Here is a 16,411-nt window from a genome sequence, read left to right on the forward strand (position 1 = left end):
AACTGTCTCTTTGGCGGTAAAACTTGTGCAAAAAGCGGTTGCAATTTATGTAAATGGGTGTATAATAATACTCGATCAAACATTGAGGATGTTATCAAGGAGGAAAATACAATGAAGAAGAAGTTAGCAGCACTGCTCGCAATGTCCCTGCTGGCAACTGGTGCACTGACCGCTTGCGGCGGCAGCGAGACCCCGGCTGAGGACAGCACCGCAGATCAGACCCAGACCGAGGGCACCGAGGCAAACACCGGCGCTGAGGGCGGCACCCTGCGCATGGGTACCAACGCAACTTTCCCGCCCTACGAGACCGTAGACGAGAACAACAACGTTGTTGGTATCGACGCTGACATTGCAAAGGCAGTTGCAGATAAGCTGGGCAAGGAGCTCGAGATCGTCAACATGGAGTTTGACTCCCTGATTCCGGCACTGGGCGCAGATCAGATCGATATCGTTCTGGCTGGCATGACCGTAACCCCCGAGCGTCAGGAGCAGGTTGACTTCACCGAGTCCTACGCAACCGGTATCCAGTCCATCATCGTTCCGGAAGACTCCACCATTGCAACCGTTGAGGATCTGGCAGACAAGACCGTAGGCGTACAGACCGGTACCACCGGCGACATCTACTGCACCGGCGATCTGGGTGAGGAGCATGTACAGCGTTTTGAGTCCGGTGTTGTTGCAACCCAGGCTCTGGTAAACGGTCAGATCGATGCAGTTGTTATCGATAACGAGCCGGCAAAGGCTTACGTTGAGGCAAACCAGGGTCTGAAGATTCTGGACACCGAGTACGCTGTTGAGGACTATGCAGCAGCTGTCAAGAAGGGCAACACCGAGCTGCTCGATCAGGTTAACTCCGCTCTGGAAGAGCTCAAGGCTGACGGCACCATCGACGAGATCATTGCAAACTACATCCACGAGTAATTTGCACAAAAATAGCAGCAAAAACAAGGGACGGCTCATGCCGCCCCTTGTTCCGTCCCTTAACATTTCCCGGAAATAGAAAAAAGGAGGTATGAATCGGTGGGATTTGTAACGTTTGCAGATTGGGTAACGACCATGCCCGCTTGGGTGCAGGGATTGCCTGAGGGTCTGCAAAATATCATCTATCAGATTTTTCAGACATTTGTCTTTGAAGACCGCTGGCGCGTATTCTGGCTCAATGGCCTGAAGACGACCTTTATCATTGCGCTCGGCGCATTGATTTTGGGCGTTGTTGTCGGTATTCTCATTGCGGTTGTGCGTTCGGCGCACGACTCCAAGCGCACCCGTCCGGGTGTTGTACTCCGCGTGCTCAATGCAGTGTGCAAGCTGTACCTGACGGTCATTCGTGGTACCCCTGTCATGGTTCAGCTCTTGCTGATGGGCTTTGTTATCATGGTACCCAAGCTGGGTTCGGCTGAGGCGACCGTCTGCGCGGTCATTACGTTCGGTATCAACTCGGGCGCTTACGTTGCTGAGATCGTTCGTTCGGGTATCATGTCTGTCGATCAGGGACAGATGGAGGCCGGCCGTTCGCTCGGTCTGAACTACGTCCAGACCATGCGCTACATTATCGTACCGCAGGCAATCAAGAACATTCTGCCCGCACTGGGCAACGAGATGATTACCCTGGTCAAGGAGACCTCGGTTGTTATGGTCATCTCGGTACAGGATCTGACCCAGGCAGCAAAGGTTATTGCCAGCAAGACCTATCTGCCGTTGGTACCCTACATCAGCCTTGCGCTGATTTATCTGGTCATCGTTCTGATTATGACCAAGCTGCTGGCAATCTTTGAGAGGAGGCTGCGCGAAAGTGATCGACGTTAAAAAGCTGGAAAAAGCCTATGGTTCGCACTGCGTGCTCAAGGGCATCGACGAGCACATCGAAAAGGGCGAAAAGGTCGTTATCATCGGGCCGTCCGGTTCGGGTAAGTCGACCTTCCTGCGCTGCCTGAACCTGCTCGAGCAGCCGACCGGTGGTACCATCACTTTTGAAGGTGTTGATATCACCGACCCCAAGAACGATATCAACAAGATGCGTCAGAAGATGGGCATGGTGTTCCAGCAGTTCAACCTGTTCCCGCACCTGACCGTCAAGGAAAACATCAAGCTGGCACCGGTTAAGCTGGGGCTGATGAGCCAGGAAGAGGCGGACAAGCGTGCACTCGAGCTGCTCGCGCGTGTCGGCCTGCCGGACAAGGCGAATGCTTACCCTAAGCAGCTGTCCGGTGGTCAGCAGCAGCGTATCGCGATCGCACGTGCGCTGGCGATGAATCCTGACGTGATGCTGTTTGACGAGCCGACTTCGGCACTTGACCCGGAAATGGTCGGTGAGGTTCTGAACCTGATGAAGGAGCTCGCAGACGAGGGTATGACCATGGTCGTTGTTACCCATGAGATGGGTTTTGCGCGTTCGGTTGCAACCCGTGTGCTGTTCATGGACGGCGGCGTGATTGCAGAGCAGAACGACCCTGAGACCTTCTTCCAAAATCCTCAGCACCCCAGACTCAAGGAATTCCTGTCCCAGGTGCTCTAATTTTTCTTCTTGTATTGATAGACCGCGCTTCGAGTAATCGGAGCGCGGTTTTTTATACTCCATATGATTAGTGATGTTATATGTAAATTTATATAAAAATAGAAAAGTTTCTTTGTACAAAGCTTATAAAAAGAGAAATGAAGAGAAATAAATATTGACATAGATTTTGCGCTGTGATAACCTAAACCTAACAAAGATAAATATAAAATTAAGCTTATGAGAAAAGAGGTGAACATGAGGTCTTAGTATGTAAAATTGATATAGTGGCAGGATATAAAGAATAGGAGGTGTTTTTGATGAAAAAGTTTTTTCAGACGAGATTCATTGCATTATGTATCTTAACATGTGCGTTTTTGGGAGTCGTAACTGCAACAGCAACTGGTGTGGATACGAGATCGGTGAGTGGTGCTACTGAGATTGTTGTTGATGGGGTTACATATACCCTGTACTCTCATATCAATTACTCCTCTAATGGCGGTGTTTATGCAGGGGCATCTTGTTCTAGCAGTAAAGGGATGCCGGAGGGATATATGCGAGTACAAGCGGTTCTGTATGATGGTAGAGGAAATCAGGTAGCATGGTCGGATGTGGTTCCTAATGCAAGTTATAATAAAAATGCAAATGCTATCACAGAAAATGTAACCAAGCCTGGTTCCTACTATAGTCAGGCACATGCGGATATTTATGATCCAACAACAGGAAAAACACGTATCATTCAGGGTAAAAAGACACCGTATTTTGATGTTAAGTGATAATAGAGAGGGATGGATATGAACCGTCGATTTGCTATCTTAGGTATCGTACTTTGCGTGTTGCTGTGTGTAGATATTGGTGTTCATGTTGCATCAATGACGATGTTGCATACATCGTCTGAAAGTACAGGACAGGCGCAGAGTGAGGGGGATGCGCAATCTTTTGTAGTGATTCGCAACTCGGATACTGCGGTGATTGATTTGAGTGATTATCCACAGTGGCAGGTAAATGAAAGTGGACAAACATATGGACCGGATATTTACAATGAGAGACCAGATTTGATTGCGACGGTAACCGATGATGGAAAGACTGGGTATGTCCTGCGAGAAGATATGCAGCGTACAGGTGAAATTCCGATCTATGAATCGGATGGTAAAACTGTAATCGGTAGTAAACAAATCGGGAATCCGTAAACGGTAGAGGTGAATGTCTGCCAGGAGGTTGGACAGACGAAAAGACATTTGGTATAAATGAAAGAGCGTGGACTGATTGCGTCCACGCTCTTTTCTTGTCTTTAGTTTTTCGGTGCTTTCTTGACCAGTGATGCCATATTGCTGGTGTACCATACATTCTGGCGTACCAGAATATCATCGGCTGCAAATTTGCGCTTCTGCACCATCTGCAAGCGGAAGCCGTTGTCACGGACGTTGACGTAGGTGCTGGTATTGTACGCGCCGTAGGGGTAGGCAAAGAACAACTCCTTCGCGCCCAGTACCGAGCGCAGCGACTCGTAAGCACGTTCCAGCTCGCGGTTGAATTCCGGGCCGCTGACCGTGGTACAGTCGATGTGATCGATATTGTGGCTGTACACCTTCACGTAGCCGCTTTCTTCCATTTCCTTGGCCTGTGCGGCGGTGAAGTAGTTGCCCTGCTCGTTTTCCATCTCACGGACGATGGTGAAGATGGAAGCCGGAGCCTTCTCTTCGACCAGAACCGGATAGGCGAGGGTGTAGTTGTTCATATAACCGTCGTCGATCGTGATGATAAAGTATTTTTTATTGGCTTGTGTCTTGCCTTCATAGTAATCTTCGAGCGAAATCAGCTCGTAGCCCAGCGCACGCATGTCGCGGATATCGCAGCGCAGCTTCCACGGGGATGTGTACAGATCGGGGTGTGCAGCGAGCAGGTTGGGGTCTTCGGTGAAAGCGTGATACATATAGACGATGGTGTTGCCCTGCTTTTCAAAATAAGGACGTTCGGGGTTGAGCTCGACGCGCTTTTGCGCGCCGTTGTAGACTACCGACCAGTCAAACGCACGGCCGAGGTCGCGCAGTTTGAAGTAGTTATAGCCCGAGATGCTGTATCCCTGAATGTCGGTTTTCTGGCCGTTGATATAGACCGTTTGCAGGGTTGGACGGGCGTAGGCCTTGGATGCGGTCTCGACCGGGTTGCTCTCGACCGACGCATCGTAAGATTCACCCGAGGTCAGGGAGATAGAAGAGGTGTCCGGATCATACACGAGCGAGCAGCCGGTGACGCGTGCAAAATCGCGGGCGCGGACGTAATTATTTCCGTTTACATCGTAGGAAGAAAGGTCGGATTTTTGGTTATAAACGTAGATGTTTTGATTCGAACGGGTAGCGGTCAGTGCAGAAGCCGAAGAGACTGTCAGGATGGCTGCACAGACCAGTGCAAGGGGACGGGAAAGACGCAAAACAGTTCATACCTCCTGAAAATGCAACAAAAAAGACGGTTTCCGCAAGAAAACCGTCTGTATTTTTGTCTAAAATACACTTGACTATACCTTGGAAAATATGGTATAATAAATCGCTTATCGAAATGAAGATAAATTTTCCGATAACCATTTTCATAATAGCACGCTTTTCAAAAGAGCGCAAGAGTTATTGAGAAAAAATAGCCACGCCTCCGGGCGTATGAAGTCCACGGAAATTCAGAAACGGAGTGATGGGTTCAACATGATGGTGAAAGACGTACAGCACGGCAAGACCACAAGAAAGAGCTTCGCGCGCATCGAGGAAATCCTCGAGATGCCCAACCTGATCGAAATCCAGAAGAAGTCCTATGAGTGGTTCCTGGCCACCGGCCTGCGCGAGGTCTTTGAGGACGTCTCTGCGATCACCGACTACACCGGCAACCTCGAACTGACCTTCCTTGATTACTCGCTCGACGAGCCGAAGTACAGCATCGAGGAATGCAAGGCAAGAGACGCAACGTATGCATGCCCGCTCAAGGTGCGCGTTCGTCTGCGCAACAAGGAGACCGGCGAGATCAAGGAGCAGGAGATTTTCATGGGCGAGTTCCCGCGCATGACCCAGTCTGGCACCTTCATCTTCAACGGCGCGGAGCGCGCAATCGTTTCGCAGATCGTTCGTTCTCCCGGCGTATACTACGGCCGTGAGCTCGACAAGACCGACAAGGCAATCCTGTCGGCAACGGTTATCCCGTACCGCGGCGCTTGGCTCGAGTACGAGACCGATATGAACGACGTATTCTACGTTCGTATCGATAAAAACCGTAAGATTCCGATTACCTCGCTCATCCGTGCGCTGGGCGTCAAGACCGACGCCGAGATCCTCGAGATGTTCGGTGAGGACGAGCGCATTCTGGCAACCCTCGAGCGCGATCCGTCCAAGACCGCTGAGGAAGCACTGATCGAGATCTACAAGAAGATGCGTCCGGGCGAGCCGCCCTCTGTTGAGTCGGCTACCAGCCTGATGGATGCTATGTTCTTCGACACCCGCCGCTATGACATTTCTGCGGTTGGTCGTTACAAGTATAATAAGAAGCTGAACATTGCACGCCGTCTGGTTGGCCGCAAGCTGCTGACCCCGGCAGTCGATCCGATGACCGGCGAGATTCTGGCAGAGGAAGGCACCATCCTGACCCGTGAGCAGGCAGTCAACGTTGCTGCACGCGGCGTAAACTCTGTCATTCTGGAGTCCTCCGACGGCCGTCCGGTACATGTATTCGGCAACGGTATGGTTGATGTCAATGATTTCAGCGATTACCTCGGCGGTATGACGGCTGACGATCTGGGCATCAAGGAGAAGGTTCGCTTCACCGTCCTCAAGGAGATCATCGATTCCGGCGTGACCGGCGATGAGCTCAAGCAGACGGTTGAGACCCGCATTCACGACCTCATCCCCAAGACCATCATCGTCGACGATATCCTGGCAACCATCTGCTACCTGCTCAACATCGGCAATGGTGTCGGCGTAACCGACGACATCGACCATCTGGGCAACCGTCGTCTGCGCTGCGTTGGTGAGCTGCTGCAGAACCAGGTTCGCATCGGCTTCTCCCGTATGGAGCGCGTCATCCGCGAGCGCATGACCATCCAGGATATGGATACCGTCACCCCGCAGTCTCTGATCAACATCCGTCCTGTGACCGCAGCAATCAAGGAGTTCTTCGGTTCTTCTCCGCTGTCGCAGTTCATGGATCAGAACAACCCCCTCGCAGAGCTGACGCACAAGCGCCGTCTGTCCGCACTGGGCCCCGGCGGTCTGTCGCGTGACCGCGCATCGATGGAAGTTCGAGACGTACATTACAGCCACTACGGCCGTATGTGCCCGATCGAGACCCCTGAAGGTCCGAACATCGGTCTGATCTCGTACCTGGCAACTTATGCGCGCATCAACGACTTCGGCTTTATCGAAGCACCCTACCGCATCATCGACAAGGCAACCGGCCGCGTCACCGACGAGGTTCGCTACATGACCGCTGACGTCGAGGATGAGTTCATCGTATGTCAGGCATACGAGCCGCTCGATGAGAACGGCTGCCTGAAGAACGAGCGTATCACCTGCCGTATGCGCGACGAGATCATCGAGGTCGACCGCAAGGATGTAGACCTCATGGATGTATCGCCCCGCATGATGGTATCGGTCGCAACCGCATTTATCCCCTTCCTGGAGCACGATGACGCAAACCGTGCACTGATGGGCGCGAACATGCAGCGTCAGGCTGTGCCGCTGCTCAAGACCGAGGCTCCGGTTGTTGCAACCGGTATGGAGTACAAGGCAGCAGTTGACTCGGGTATCATCCCGCTGGCCGAGGGCGACGGTGTCGTTACCCGTTCGACCGCTCGCGAGGTTGCTGTCCGCTACGACAACGGTGAGGAGAAGTCCTACCACCTGACCAAGTTCCTGCGATCCAACCAGTCGACCTGCATCAACATGCGTCCGATCGTTGATCTGGGCGAGCGTGTCAAGAAGGGCGACGTTCTGGCTGACGGTCCTTCGACCGATAAGGGCGAGATCGCACTCGGTAAGAATGCACTGATCGGCTTTATGACCTGGGAAGGTTACAACTACGAGGACGCCGTTCTGCTGAACGAGCGTCTGGTACGTGATGACGTTTACACCTCGATCCACATCGAGGAATATGAGTCCGAAGCACGTGACACCAAGCTCGGACCGGAAGAGATCACCCGTGACGTGCCCAACGTCGGTGAGGACGCACTGCGCGACCTCGACGAGCGCGGCATCATCCGCGTCGGTGCGGAAGTTCACGCTGGTGATATCCTGGTCGGTAAGGTTACCCCGAAGGGCGAGACCGAGCTGACCGCCGAGGAGCGCCTGCTGCGCGCAATCTTCGGTGAAAAGGCACGTGAGGTTCGTGATACCTCGCTGCGTGCACCGCACGGTGAGTCCGGTATCGTCGTTGACGTTAAGGTATTCACCCGTGAAAACGGCGATGAGCTGGCACCCGGTGTTAACATGGTTGTCCGCTGCTACATCGCTCAGAAGCGTAAGATCTCGGTCGGCGATAAGATGGCAGGCCGACATGGTAACAAGGGTGTTATCTCGCGCATCCTGCCTCAGGAGGATATGCCCTTCCTGGCAGACGGCACCCCGCTTGACATCGTCCTGAACCCCCTGGGCGTACCTTCGCGTATGAACATCGGTCAGGTACTTGAGGTGCATCTGGGCTTTGCAGCTAAGAAGCTGGGCTGGAAGGTCGAGACCCCGGTATTCGACAGCGCAACTCTGGAAGACATTCAGGAAATGCTGGTCAAGGCTGGCTACGATGCAGACGGCAAGAGCTGGCTGTACGACGGCCGTACCGGTGAGCGCTTTGACAACCGCGTTACCGTTGGTTATATGTATTATCTCAAGCTGCACCATCTGGTTGATGATAAGATCCACGCACGTTCGACCGGTCCGTACTCGCTCGTTACCCAGCAGCCTCTGGGTGGTAAGGCACAGTTCGGCGGCCAGCGTTTCGGTGAGATGGAAGTTTGGGCGCTCGAAGCATACGGCGCCGCTTACACCCTGCAGGAGATCCTGACCGTTAAGTCGGACGATATCACCGGCCGTGTCAAGACCTACGAGGCAATCGTCAAGGGTCACAACGTTCCGCAGCCTGGTGTACCGGAGTCCTTCAAGGTTCTGGTTAAGGAGCTGCAGTCGCTGTGCCTGGATATCAAGGTACTCGACGAGAACATGGAAGTCATCGAGCTGTCCGAGGATGAGGACGACGAGGTAGATTTCGGCCGTCCGATGGCTGAGGTTCCGGCAAGCGGTTCGGATGAGGAGTTCGCAGCAGCGGGCTTTGCCATCAACGACGCGGAAGATGGAGACACCGATCTCGACGCATTCGACAGCGCAGCTGTAGAAGCCGGTGAAGACGATGATTTCGCCGGAGAGGACAACTACGGCGACGGCGATTTTGACGAATAACGCGGATACAGGAGGAGCTTTCTAAATTATGGGATATAACACGTTCAATGCCATTAAAATCGGTCTGGCTTCGCCCGAGCTGATCCGTGAGTGGTCTTACGGCGAGGTCAAGAAGCCCGAGACCATCAACTACCGCACCCTGAAGCCCGAGCGCGACGGCCTGTTCTGCGAGCGCATCTTTGGACCGACCAAGGACTGGGAATGCCACTGTGGTAAGTACAAGAAGGTACGCTACAAGGGCAAGATCTGTGATAAGTGCGGCGTTGAGGTCACCCGTGCCAAGGTGCGCCGTGAGCGCATGGGTCATATCGAGCTGGCAGCGCCCGTTTCCCACATCTGGTATTTCAAGGGCATCCCCTCCCGCATGGGTCTGATTCTGGACATCAGCCCGCGCATCCTGGAGAAGGTGCTGTACTTTGCAAACTATATCGTCACCGATCCCGGTGACACCCCGCTCATGCTCAAGCAGATCCTGACCGAGACCGAGTACCGCGACATGCGCGAAAAGTACGACGAGGATTTCGAGGCAATGATGGGTGCTGAGGCCATCAAGAAGCTGCTGCAGCAGCTGGATCTTGAGAAGCTGTCCGTGGAGCTGCGCAATGAGCTCCGCGACGCTTCCGGCCAGAAGCGCATGCGCATCATCAAGCGCCTGGAGGTTGTTGAATCCTTCCGCCTGTCGGGCAACAAGCCCGAGTGGATGATTATGGACGTTGTTCCGGTCATCCCGCCGGAAATCCGTCCGATGGTACAGCTGGACGGCGGCCGCTTTGCGACCTCCGACTTAAACGACCTGTACCGTCGAGTCATCAACCGTAACAACCGTCTGAAGCGTCTGCTCGAGCTGGGTGCGCCCGACATCATCGTGCGCAACGAGAAGCGTATGCTGCAGGAAGCAGTTGACGCCCTGATCGATAACGGCCGCCGCGGCCGCCCGGTTACCGGCCCGAACAACCGCGCCCTCAAGTCGCTGTCCGACATGCTGAAGGGTAAGCAGGGTCGTTTCCGTCAGAACCTGCTCGGTAAGCGCGTTGACTATTCTGGCCGTTCGGTTATCGTCGTCGGTCCGGATCTGAAGATCTGGCAGTGCGGTCTGCCGAAGGAAATGGCGCTCGAGCTGTTTAAGCCGTTCGTCATGAAGCGTCTGGTTAAGGACGGTCTGGCATCCAACATCAAGTCGGCTAAGAAGATGGTCGAGCGCGCAAAGACCGAGGTCTGGGACGTTCTTGAGGACGTTATCAAGGGCCATCCGGTCATGCTGAACCGTGCACCGACCCTGCACCGTCTGGGTATCCAGGCATTCGAGCCCAAGCTCGTCGAGGGTCGTGCAATCCGTCTGCATCCGCTGGTATGTACTGCATTTAACGCGGACTTCGACGGCGACCAGATGGCAGTTCACGTACCGCTGTCCGCTGAGGCACAGGCCGAGGCACGCCTGCTTATGCTGTCTGCGAACAACCTGCTCAAGCCGCAGGACGGCAAGCCGGTTACCGTTCCGTCGCAGGATATGGTCCTCGGTTCTTACTACCTGACCATCGACAAGGCGGACGAGCCGGGCGCAGGCAAGATCTTTGCATCGCCTGATGAGGCTATGCTGGCATACGACGACGGCGTCGTTGGCATCCATGCACCGATCAAGGTTCGTATGACCCGCGTCATCGGCGGTCAGACTGTCTCCCGCGTGGTTGACGCAACCGTTGGCCGTCTGATCTTCAACGCACGCATCCCGCAGGATCTGGGCTTCGTCGAGAGAAACGACGAGAACCTGCTCGATCTCGAGATTATGTTTACCTGCGGTAAGAAGGAGCTCGGTAAGATCATCGACCGCTGCATCCGTGTACACGACTTCAACAAGACCGCTGAGGTTCTGGACTCCATCAAGGCAATGGGCTACAAGTACTCGACCAAGGGTGCACTGACCGTAGCCGTCGCCGACATGCTGGTTCCGGACGAGAAGCAGCTCATGGTTCAGGAGTCCGAGAAGAAGGTTGCACAGATCGACCGCAAGTACAAGCGCGGTTTCATCACTGACGATGAGAGATACCGTCTGGTTGTACACGAGTGGGAAGAGACCACCAAGAAGGTTGCCGCAAAGCTTCAGGACAACATGAAGAAGGAGCGCTACAACCCCATTCACATGATGGCAGAGTCCGGTGCGCGTGGTTCGATCAACCAGATTCGTCAGCTGGCAGGTATGCGCGGCCTGATGGCATCTACCTCCGGTAAAACCATCGAGATCCCGATTAAGTCGAACTTCCGTGAGGGTCTGTCCGTACTCGAGTACTTCATCTCTGCACGAGGCGCTCGAAAGGGTATGGCCGATACCGCACTGCGTACTGCAGACTCCGGTTACCTGACCCGTCGACTGGTTGACGTTTCGCAGGATGTCATCATCCGTGAGGATGACTGCGGCGCAACCAAGGGCATCTGGGTTGAGGATATTAAGGAAGGCAACCAGACCATCGAGCCGTTCCACGAGCGTCTCATCGGTCGTTACCTGGTTGACGACCTGTACGATAACGACGGCAACCTGGTCATCTCCAAGGATCACATGATGACCGAGGCTGACGCTGACAAGATCATCGCAATGGGCATCACCCGCATTCAGATTCGTTCGGTTCTGGAGTGCCGCGCACGCAAGGGCGTCTGCACCCACTGCTACGGCATGAACCTGGCATCCGGCGATCCGTGCGGCCTGGGCGAGGCAGTTGGTATTATCGCTGCGCAGTCCATCGGTGAGCCCGGTACCCAGCTGACCATGCGTACCTTCCATACCGGTGGTGTCGCAGGTTCGGATATTACCCAGGGTCTTCCCCGAGTCGAGGAGCTGTTCGAGGCACGCAAGCCCAAGAAGGTTGCAACGCTGGCAGAGATCTCCGGCCGTGTCAACATCGAGGAGTCCAAGCGTACCACGCTCAAGACGGTCAACATCGTCAACACCGAGAACGGCGACACCCGTTCTTATCAGCTGGCTTCTTCCTCCGGCATCCGTGTCGAGGATGGTCAGTACGTCGAGCAGGGTGAGCAGCTCAACGACGGCGCACTCAGCCCGCACGATATCCTGCGTGTACGCGATCCGCGTGCCGTTCATGACTACCTGATTAAGGAAGTCCAGAAGGTTTACCGCCAGCAGGGCGTAGACATCAACGATAAGCACATTGAGGTTATCGTTCGTCAGATGATGCGCAAGGTTAAGGTTGAGGACGCAGGCGACGCAAAGGTACTGCCTGGTTCTGTCATCGACCTGCTCGAGTTCGAGGATTACAACAATGAGGTACAGGCACGCATCGACGCTGGCGAGACCGATCTCAAGCTGGCAACCTGCAGCCCGACCCTCATGGGTATCACCAAGGCATCGCTGGCAACCGAATCCTTCCTGTCTGCCGCTTCCTTCCAGGAGACCACGCGTGTCCTGACCGAGGCTGCGATCAAGGGTAAGGTTGACCCGCTGCTCGGCCTGAAGGAGAACGTTATTATCGGTAAGCTGATCCCGGCTGGTTCCGGTATGAGCGAGTACTGCGAAGGCCACTACGAGCAGACCGTCAATCTCGACTGATTGACCTGCTTTCCATAAACGCAACAGCAGAGCCCCGAAACCTAAGTTTCGGGGCTCTTTCTAAACTGACAGACAAACTGCATACTGTTTGCAAAACCTCTGCTTTTGTGTCGATCACGGGTGCAAATCCCGGAAACCGACCGCATTCGCCGGAAAAACTCTGAAAAATTCATGTATTTATCAGAGTGAAAAGGGAAAAATAGACAGGTCGGACGGGCTCTAGAGCGATTTTCTTGTGAAAAAAAGGGAATCGAGAAAAAATGCTTGACCTGGGGGCGTTTGGGGGGTATACTGTAGGAGTATGCGGTATAGGAGGTTAGAATATGCTTTCTGAATTATCGCAGGCGGCAAAAGTCGTCGGCGTAAAACAGTCAAAAAAGGCAATCCGCGAGGGAAACGCGCAGACCGTTTTTGTGGCTGATGACGCCGAACAGCGTGTGATCCGTCCGATCCGTGACTTGTGCTGCGAACTGGGTGTCGAGCTTTCCGAAGTTCCCACGATGGTTGAACTCGGAGACGCCGCTGGCATTGATGTCGGCGCTGCCGTTGTCACCCTGCTCAAATCTGCTAATTAAACAGGGCAACCTGTTTAATATAGAATATCTTTGAAAGAAGGAGGAAATAGAATGCCTACTTTTAACCAGCTCGTTCGTAAGGGCCGTGAGACCGTTGTTGCAAAGTCTACCGCTCCTGCTCTCCAGGTTGGTCTGAACTCTCTGAAGAAGAAGACCACCGAGCAGTCTGCTCCGCAGAAGCGCGGTGTTTGCACCACCGTTAAGACCATGACCCCCAAGAAGCCGAACTCTGCACTGCGTAAGATCGCTCGTGTAAAGCTGACCAACGGTATGGAGGTATCTGCTTACATCCCCGGTATCGGTCACAACCTGCAGGAGCACTCTGTTGTAATGGTTCGCGGCGGCCGTGTAAAGGACCTGCCTGGCGTACGTTACCACATCATCCGCGGCACTCTGGATACCCAGGGCGTTGCAAACCGCAAGCAGGCTCGCTCCAAGTACGGCGCAAAGCGCCCGAAGGCTGGCAAGTAATCCGCATTTCGTTTCCGTATTGTTCGATAGATGACTGCGCGGCTTAAACCCCGCGCCCTCGTCCTCGGTCTCTACGAAAACCTGCCGGAAATTTGTCTGCATCAAAGTCTTTGAGAGCTTTTCACAGCTTCACAAAGCAACCGTTCGGTCTGCCCAAACCTTGAGCAGACCGGCCCACCGCTTTGTCCTGTTTTTCCGAGTGAAAACCCGGACAGGCGCAAAACGGCACGAAAAGAATGTGCCGAGTACCAATGAAATCATTTCTATATGAAGGAGGGAAGTAAAGTGCCAAGAAGAGGAAATGTTCCCAAGAGAGACGTTCTGCCCGATCCGATGTACAACTCCAAGCTCGTCACCAAGCTGGTAAACTCTATCATGCTCGACGGCAAGAAGGGTGTCGCGCAGAAGGTCGTTTATGGTGCTTTTGACATCGTTCGCGACAAGACCGGTCGTGAGCCGCTGGAGGTTTTTACCGAGGCGATGGAAAATATCATGCCGTCTCTGGAGGTTAAGGCTCGCCGTGTAGGCGGTGCTACCTACCAGGTTCCGATGGAAGTTCGCCCGGAGCGTCGGCAGACCCTGGGTCTGCGCTGGATCACCAAGTACTCCCGCGCACGCAGCGAGAAGACCATGCGCGAGCGTCTGGCTGGCGAGATCATGGACGCTTGCAACAATCTGGGCGGCTCTGTCAAGAAGCGTGAGGATACGCACAAGATGGCAGAGGCAAACAAGGCATTCGCTCACTACCGTTATTAATTAGCGGCAGGAATTTGAAAGGAGAGCCAATATGCCTAGAGAGTATTCGCTTGAAAAAACCAGAAATATCGGCATCATGGCGCACATCGATGCCGGTAAGACCACTACGACCGAGCGTATTCTGTACTACACCGGCGTAAACTACAAGATCGGCGATACCCATGACGGTACCGCTACCATGGACTGGATGGAGCAGGAGCAGGAGCGTGGTATTACCATTACCTCCGCTGCTACCACCTGTCACTGGAAGGATCACCGCATCAACATCATCGACACCCCGGGCCACGTTGACTTCACCGTTGAGGTACAGCGTTCCCTGCGCGTACTCGACGGTTCTGTTACCGTATTCTGCGCAAAGGGTGGCGTAGAGCCGCAGTCTGAGACCGTTTGGCATCAGGCTGACGAGTATCACGTTCCGCGTATGGCGTTCGTCAACAAGATGGACATCATGGGCGCAGACTTCTTCAATGTTGTTGACATGATGAAGGATCGCCTGAAGTGTAATGCGGTTCCGATTCAGCTGCCGATCGGCGCTGAGGACACCTTCAAGGGTGTTATCGACCTGATCACCATGCGCGCTGAGGTTTACTATGATGACCTCGGTAAGGACGTCCGCGATGAGGACATCCCGGCTGACATGATGGATCAGGCTCAGGAGTACCACGATGCTCTGCTCGAGGCAGTTGCTGAGCTCGACGAGGACCTCATGATGAAGTACCTCGAGGGCGAAGAGCTGACCATCCCGGAGATCAAGGCTGCTCTGCGTAAGGGCGTCTGCAACGTACAGATTATCCCTGTACTGTGCGGTACCGCTTACCGCAACAAGGGCGTTCAGCTGCTGCTCGACGCAGTCGTTGACTACATGCCCGCTCCGACCGACGTTCCTGCAATCAAGGGCGTTAACCCGGACACCGAGGAAGAGGACGAGCGTCCGTCTTCTGACGATGCTCCGTTCTCCGCTCTGGCGTTCAAGATCATGACCGACCCGTATGTAGGTCGTCTGACCTTCTTCCGCGTTTACTCCGGTACCATCGGTGCAGGTTCCTCTGTACTGAACGCTACCAAGGGTCAGCGCGAGCGTCTGGGCCGCATCCTGCAGATGCACGCGAACTCCCGTAAGGATATCGACATGGTTTACTCCGGCGATATCGCTGCGGCAGTAGGCTTTAAGAATACCACCACCGGTGATACCCTCTGCGACGAGAAGCACCCGATCATCCTGGAGTCCATGAACTTCCCGGAGCCGGTTATCCGCGTTGCAATCGAGCCCAAGACCAAGGCTGGTCAGGAGAAGATGGGTATCGCGCTGGCTAAGCTGGCAGAAGAAGATCCGACCTTCCGCACCTACACCGATGAGGAAACCGGTCAGACCATCATCGCCGGCATGGGCGAGCTGCACCTCGAGATCATCGTTGACCGTCTGCTTCGCGAGTTCAAGGTCGAGGCAAACGTAGGTGAGCCGCAGGTTGCTTACAAGGAGACCATCCGCCGCGACGCGAACGTCGATATGAAGTACGCTCGTCAGTCTGGTGGTAAGGGTCAGTATGGTCACGTCAAGATCATCGTTGAGCCGAACGAGTCCGGTAAGGGCTACGAGTTCATCAACAAGATCGTCGGCGGTGCCATCCCGAAGGAATATATCGAGCCTGTTAACCAGGGTATCCAGGGTGCTATGCAGGCAGGCGTTCTGGCCGGCTATCCGGTTGTTGACGTCAAGGTTACTCTGTACGATGGTTCCTTCCACGAAGTCGACTCCTCTGAAATGGCGTTTAAGATCGCTGGTTCTATGGCGTTCAAGGAAGCAATGCGCAAGGCTGATCCGGTTCTGATGGAGCCCATCATGCAGGTTGACGTAATGGTTCCCGAGGACTACATGGGCGACGTTATCGGCGGCCTGAATGCACGCCGTGGTCAGATCCAGGGTATGGAGCCGCGCGGCGGCGTAGAGGCAATCTCCGCAGCAGTTCCGCTGTCTGAGATGTTCGGTTACGCAACCGCTCTGCGTTCGAGCACCCAGGGCCGTGGCCAGTACACCATGCAGCCGAGCCACTACACTGAGGTTCCGAAGTCCGTACAGGATAAAATTGTCGACGCACGCAATAAAAACGACAACTAATAGTTGATTTTTTTGCGAAAGTAT

Annotated in this window: 12 protein-coding genes; 11 read left to right on the plus strand and 1 reads right to left on the minus strand. The window is 54.2% G+C overall.

Annotated features, from left to right (window positions below; translation table 11 throughout):
• The first annotated feature begins 111 nt into the window (after nt 1-111).
• The 5 genes from B5F17_RS01935 (at nt 112) to B5F17_RS01955 (ending at nt 3,681) form a co-directional block, all read left to right on the plus strand.
• Complete coding sequence (locus B5F17_RS01935) at nt 112-921, plus strand: basic amino acid ABC transporter substrate-binding protein (protein ID WP_087370218.1); 810 nt, start codon at nt 112-114, stop codon at nt 919-921.
• A gap of 99 nt (nt 922-1,020) precedes the next feature.
• A complete protein-coding gene (locus B5F17_RS01940) occupies nt 1,021-1,806 on the plus strand; it encodes an amino acid ABC transporter permease (RefSeq protein WP_242968689.1) in 786 nt (261 codons plus the stop codon).
• Nucleotides 1,793-2,515: an amino acid ABC transporter ATP-binding protein gene (locus B5F17_RS01945; RefSeq protein ID WP_016147584.1), complete on the plus strand. Its 723-nt coding sequence runs from the start codon at nt 1,793-1,795 to the stop codon at nt 2,513-2,515. The genes B5F17_RS01940 and B5F17_RS01945 overlap by 14 nt, the downstream gene beginning before the upstream one ends.
• Before the next feature lie 296 nt (nt 2,516-2,811).
• A complete protein-coding gene (locus tag B5F17_RS01950) occupies nt 2,812-3,267 on the plus strand; it encodes a hypothetical protein (protein WP_087370220.1) in 456 nt (151 codons plus the stop codon).
• A gap of 18 nt (nt 3,268-3,285) precedes the next feature.
• The gene (locus tag B5F17_RS01955) at nt 3,286-3,681 is read left to right on the plus strand and encodes a hypothetical protein (RefSeq protein ID WP_087370222.1); all 396 of its coding nucleotides are present in this window, start codon (nt 3,286-3,288) and stop codon (nt 3,679-3,681) included.
• Between the two features lie 101 nt (nt 3,682-3,782).
• Here the strand turns inward: B5F17_RS01955 and B5F17_RS01960 are convergent, their stop codons facing one another.
• The gene (locus B5F17_RS01960; RefSeq protein ID WP_087370223.1) at nt 3,783-4,922 is read right to left on the minus strand and encodes a polysaccharide deacetylase family protein; all 1,140 of its coding nucleotides are present in this window, start codon (nt 4,920-4,922) and stop codon (nt 3,783-3,785) included.
• A gap of 265 nt (nt 4,923-5,187) precedes the next feature.
• On the opposite strand from B5F17_RS01960, the gene rpoB reads away from it, so the two are divergent.
• The 6 genes from rpoB to fusA all read left to right on the plus strand — a co-directional run bounded on the left by rpoB (nt 5,188) and on the right by fusA (nt 16,387).
• Nucleotides 5,188-8,913 (plus strand): DNA-directed RNA polymerase subunit beta, encoded by a 3,726-nt coding sequence (rpoB, locus tag B5F17_RS01965; protein ID WP_164470495.1) that lies wholly within the window; start codon nt 5,188-5,190, stop codon nt 8,911-8,913.
• Nucleotides 8,914-8,938: 25 nt separating this feature from the next.
• The gene (gene rpoC, locus B5F17_RS01970) at nt 8,939-12,469 is read left to right on the plus strand and encodes a DNA-directed RNA polymerase subunit beta' (RefSeq protein WP_407922584.1); all 3,531 of its coding nucleotides are present in this window, start codon (nt 8,939-8,941) and stop codon (nt 12,467-12,469) included.
• Nucleotides 12,470-12,792: 323 nt separating this feature from the next.
• On the plus strand, nt 12,793-13,044 hold the full coding sequence (locus B5F17_RS01975) for a L7Ae/L30e/S12e/Gadd45 family ribosomal protein (RefSeq protein WP_016147579.1): 252 nt from the start codon (nt 12,793-12,795) through the stop codon (nt 13,042-13,044).
• A gap of 51 nt (nt 13,045-13,095) precedes the next feature.
• Nucleotides 13,096-13,515 carry a 30S ribosomal protein S12 gene (rpsL, locus tag B5F17_RS01980; protein WP_016147578.1) on the plus strand — a complete coding sequence of 140 codons (420 nt, stop codon included), beginning with the start codon at nt 13,096-13,098 and terminating at the stop codon, nt 13,513-13,515.
• 285 nt (nt 13,516-13,800) lie between these two features.
• On the plus strand, nt 13,801-14,271 hold the full coding sequence (rpsG, locus tag B5F17_RS01985) for a 30S ribosomal protein S7 (RefSeq protein ID WP_016147577.1): 471 nt from the start codon (nt 13,801-13,803) through the stop codon (nt 14,269-14,271).
• A gap of 31 nt (nt 14,272-14,302) precedes the next feature.
• On the plus strand, nt 14,303-16,387 hold the full coding sequence (gene fusA, locus B5F17_RS01990) for an elongation factor G (protein ID WP_016147576.1): 2,085 nt from the start codon (nt 14,303-14,305) through the stop codon (nt 16,385-16,387).
• Nucleotides 16,388-16,411: the final 24 nt, after the last annotated feature.

The sequence above is a fragment of the Butyricicoccus pullicaecorum genome (assembly GCF_002160355.1).
GTDB lineage: Bacteria > Bacillota > Clostridia > Oscillospirales > Butyricicoccaceae > Butyricicoccus > Butyricicoccus pullicaecorum.

What these genes read in the sequence shown, in the direction of transcription:
- rpsL (WP_016147578.1), top strand. Translation starts at nt 13,096, where the DNA reads ATGCCTACTTTTAACCAGCTCGTTCGTAAGGGCCGTGAGACCGTTGTT.
- rpoB (WP_164470495.1), top strand. Translation starts at nt 5,188, where the DNA reads ATGGTGAAAGACGTACAGCACGGCAAGACCACAAGAAAGAGCTTCGCG.
- fusA (WP_016147576.1), top strand. Translation starts at nt 14,303, where the DNA reads ATGCCTAGAGAGTATTCGCTTGAAAAAACCAGAAATATCGGCATCATG.
- B5F17_RS01935 (WP_087370218.1), top strand. Translation starts at nt 112, where the DNA reads ATGAAGAAGAAGTTAGCAGCACTGCTCGCAATGTCCCTGCTGGCAACT.
- B5F17_RS01955 (WP_087370222.1), top strand. Translation starts at nt 3,286, where the DNA reads ATGAACCGTCGATTTGCTATCTTAGGTATCGTACTTTGCGTGTTGCTG.
- B5F17_RS01975 (WP_016147579.1), top strand. Translation starts at nt 12,793, where the DNA reads ATGCTTTCTGAATTATCGCAGGCGGCAAAAGTCGTCGGCGTAAAACAG.
- B5F17_RS01950 (WP_087370220.1), top strand. Translation starts at nt 2,812, where the DNA reads ATGAAAAAGTTTTTTCAGACGAGATTCATTGCATTATGTATCTTAACA.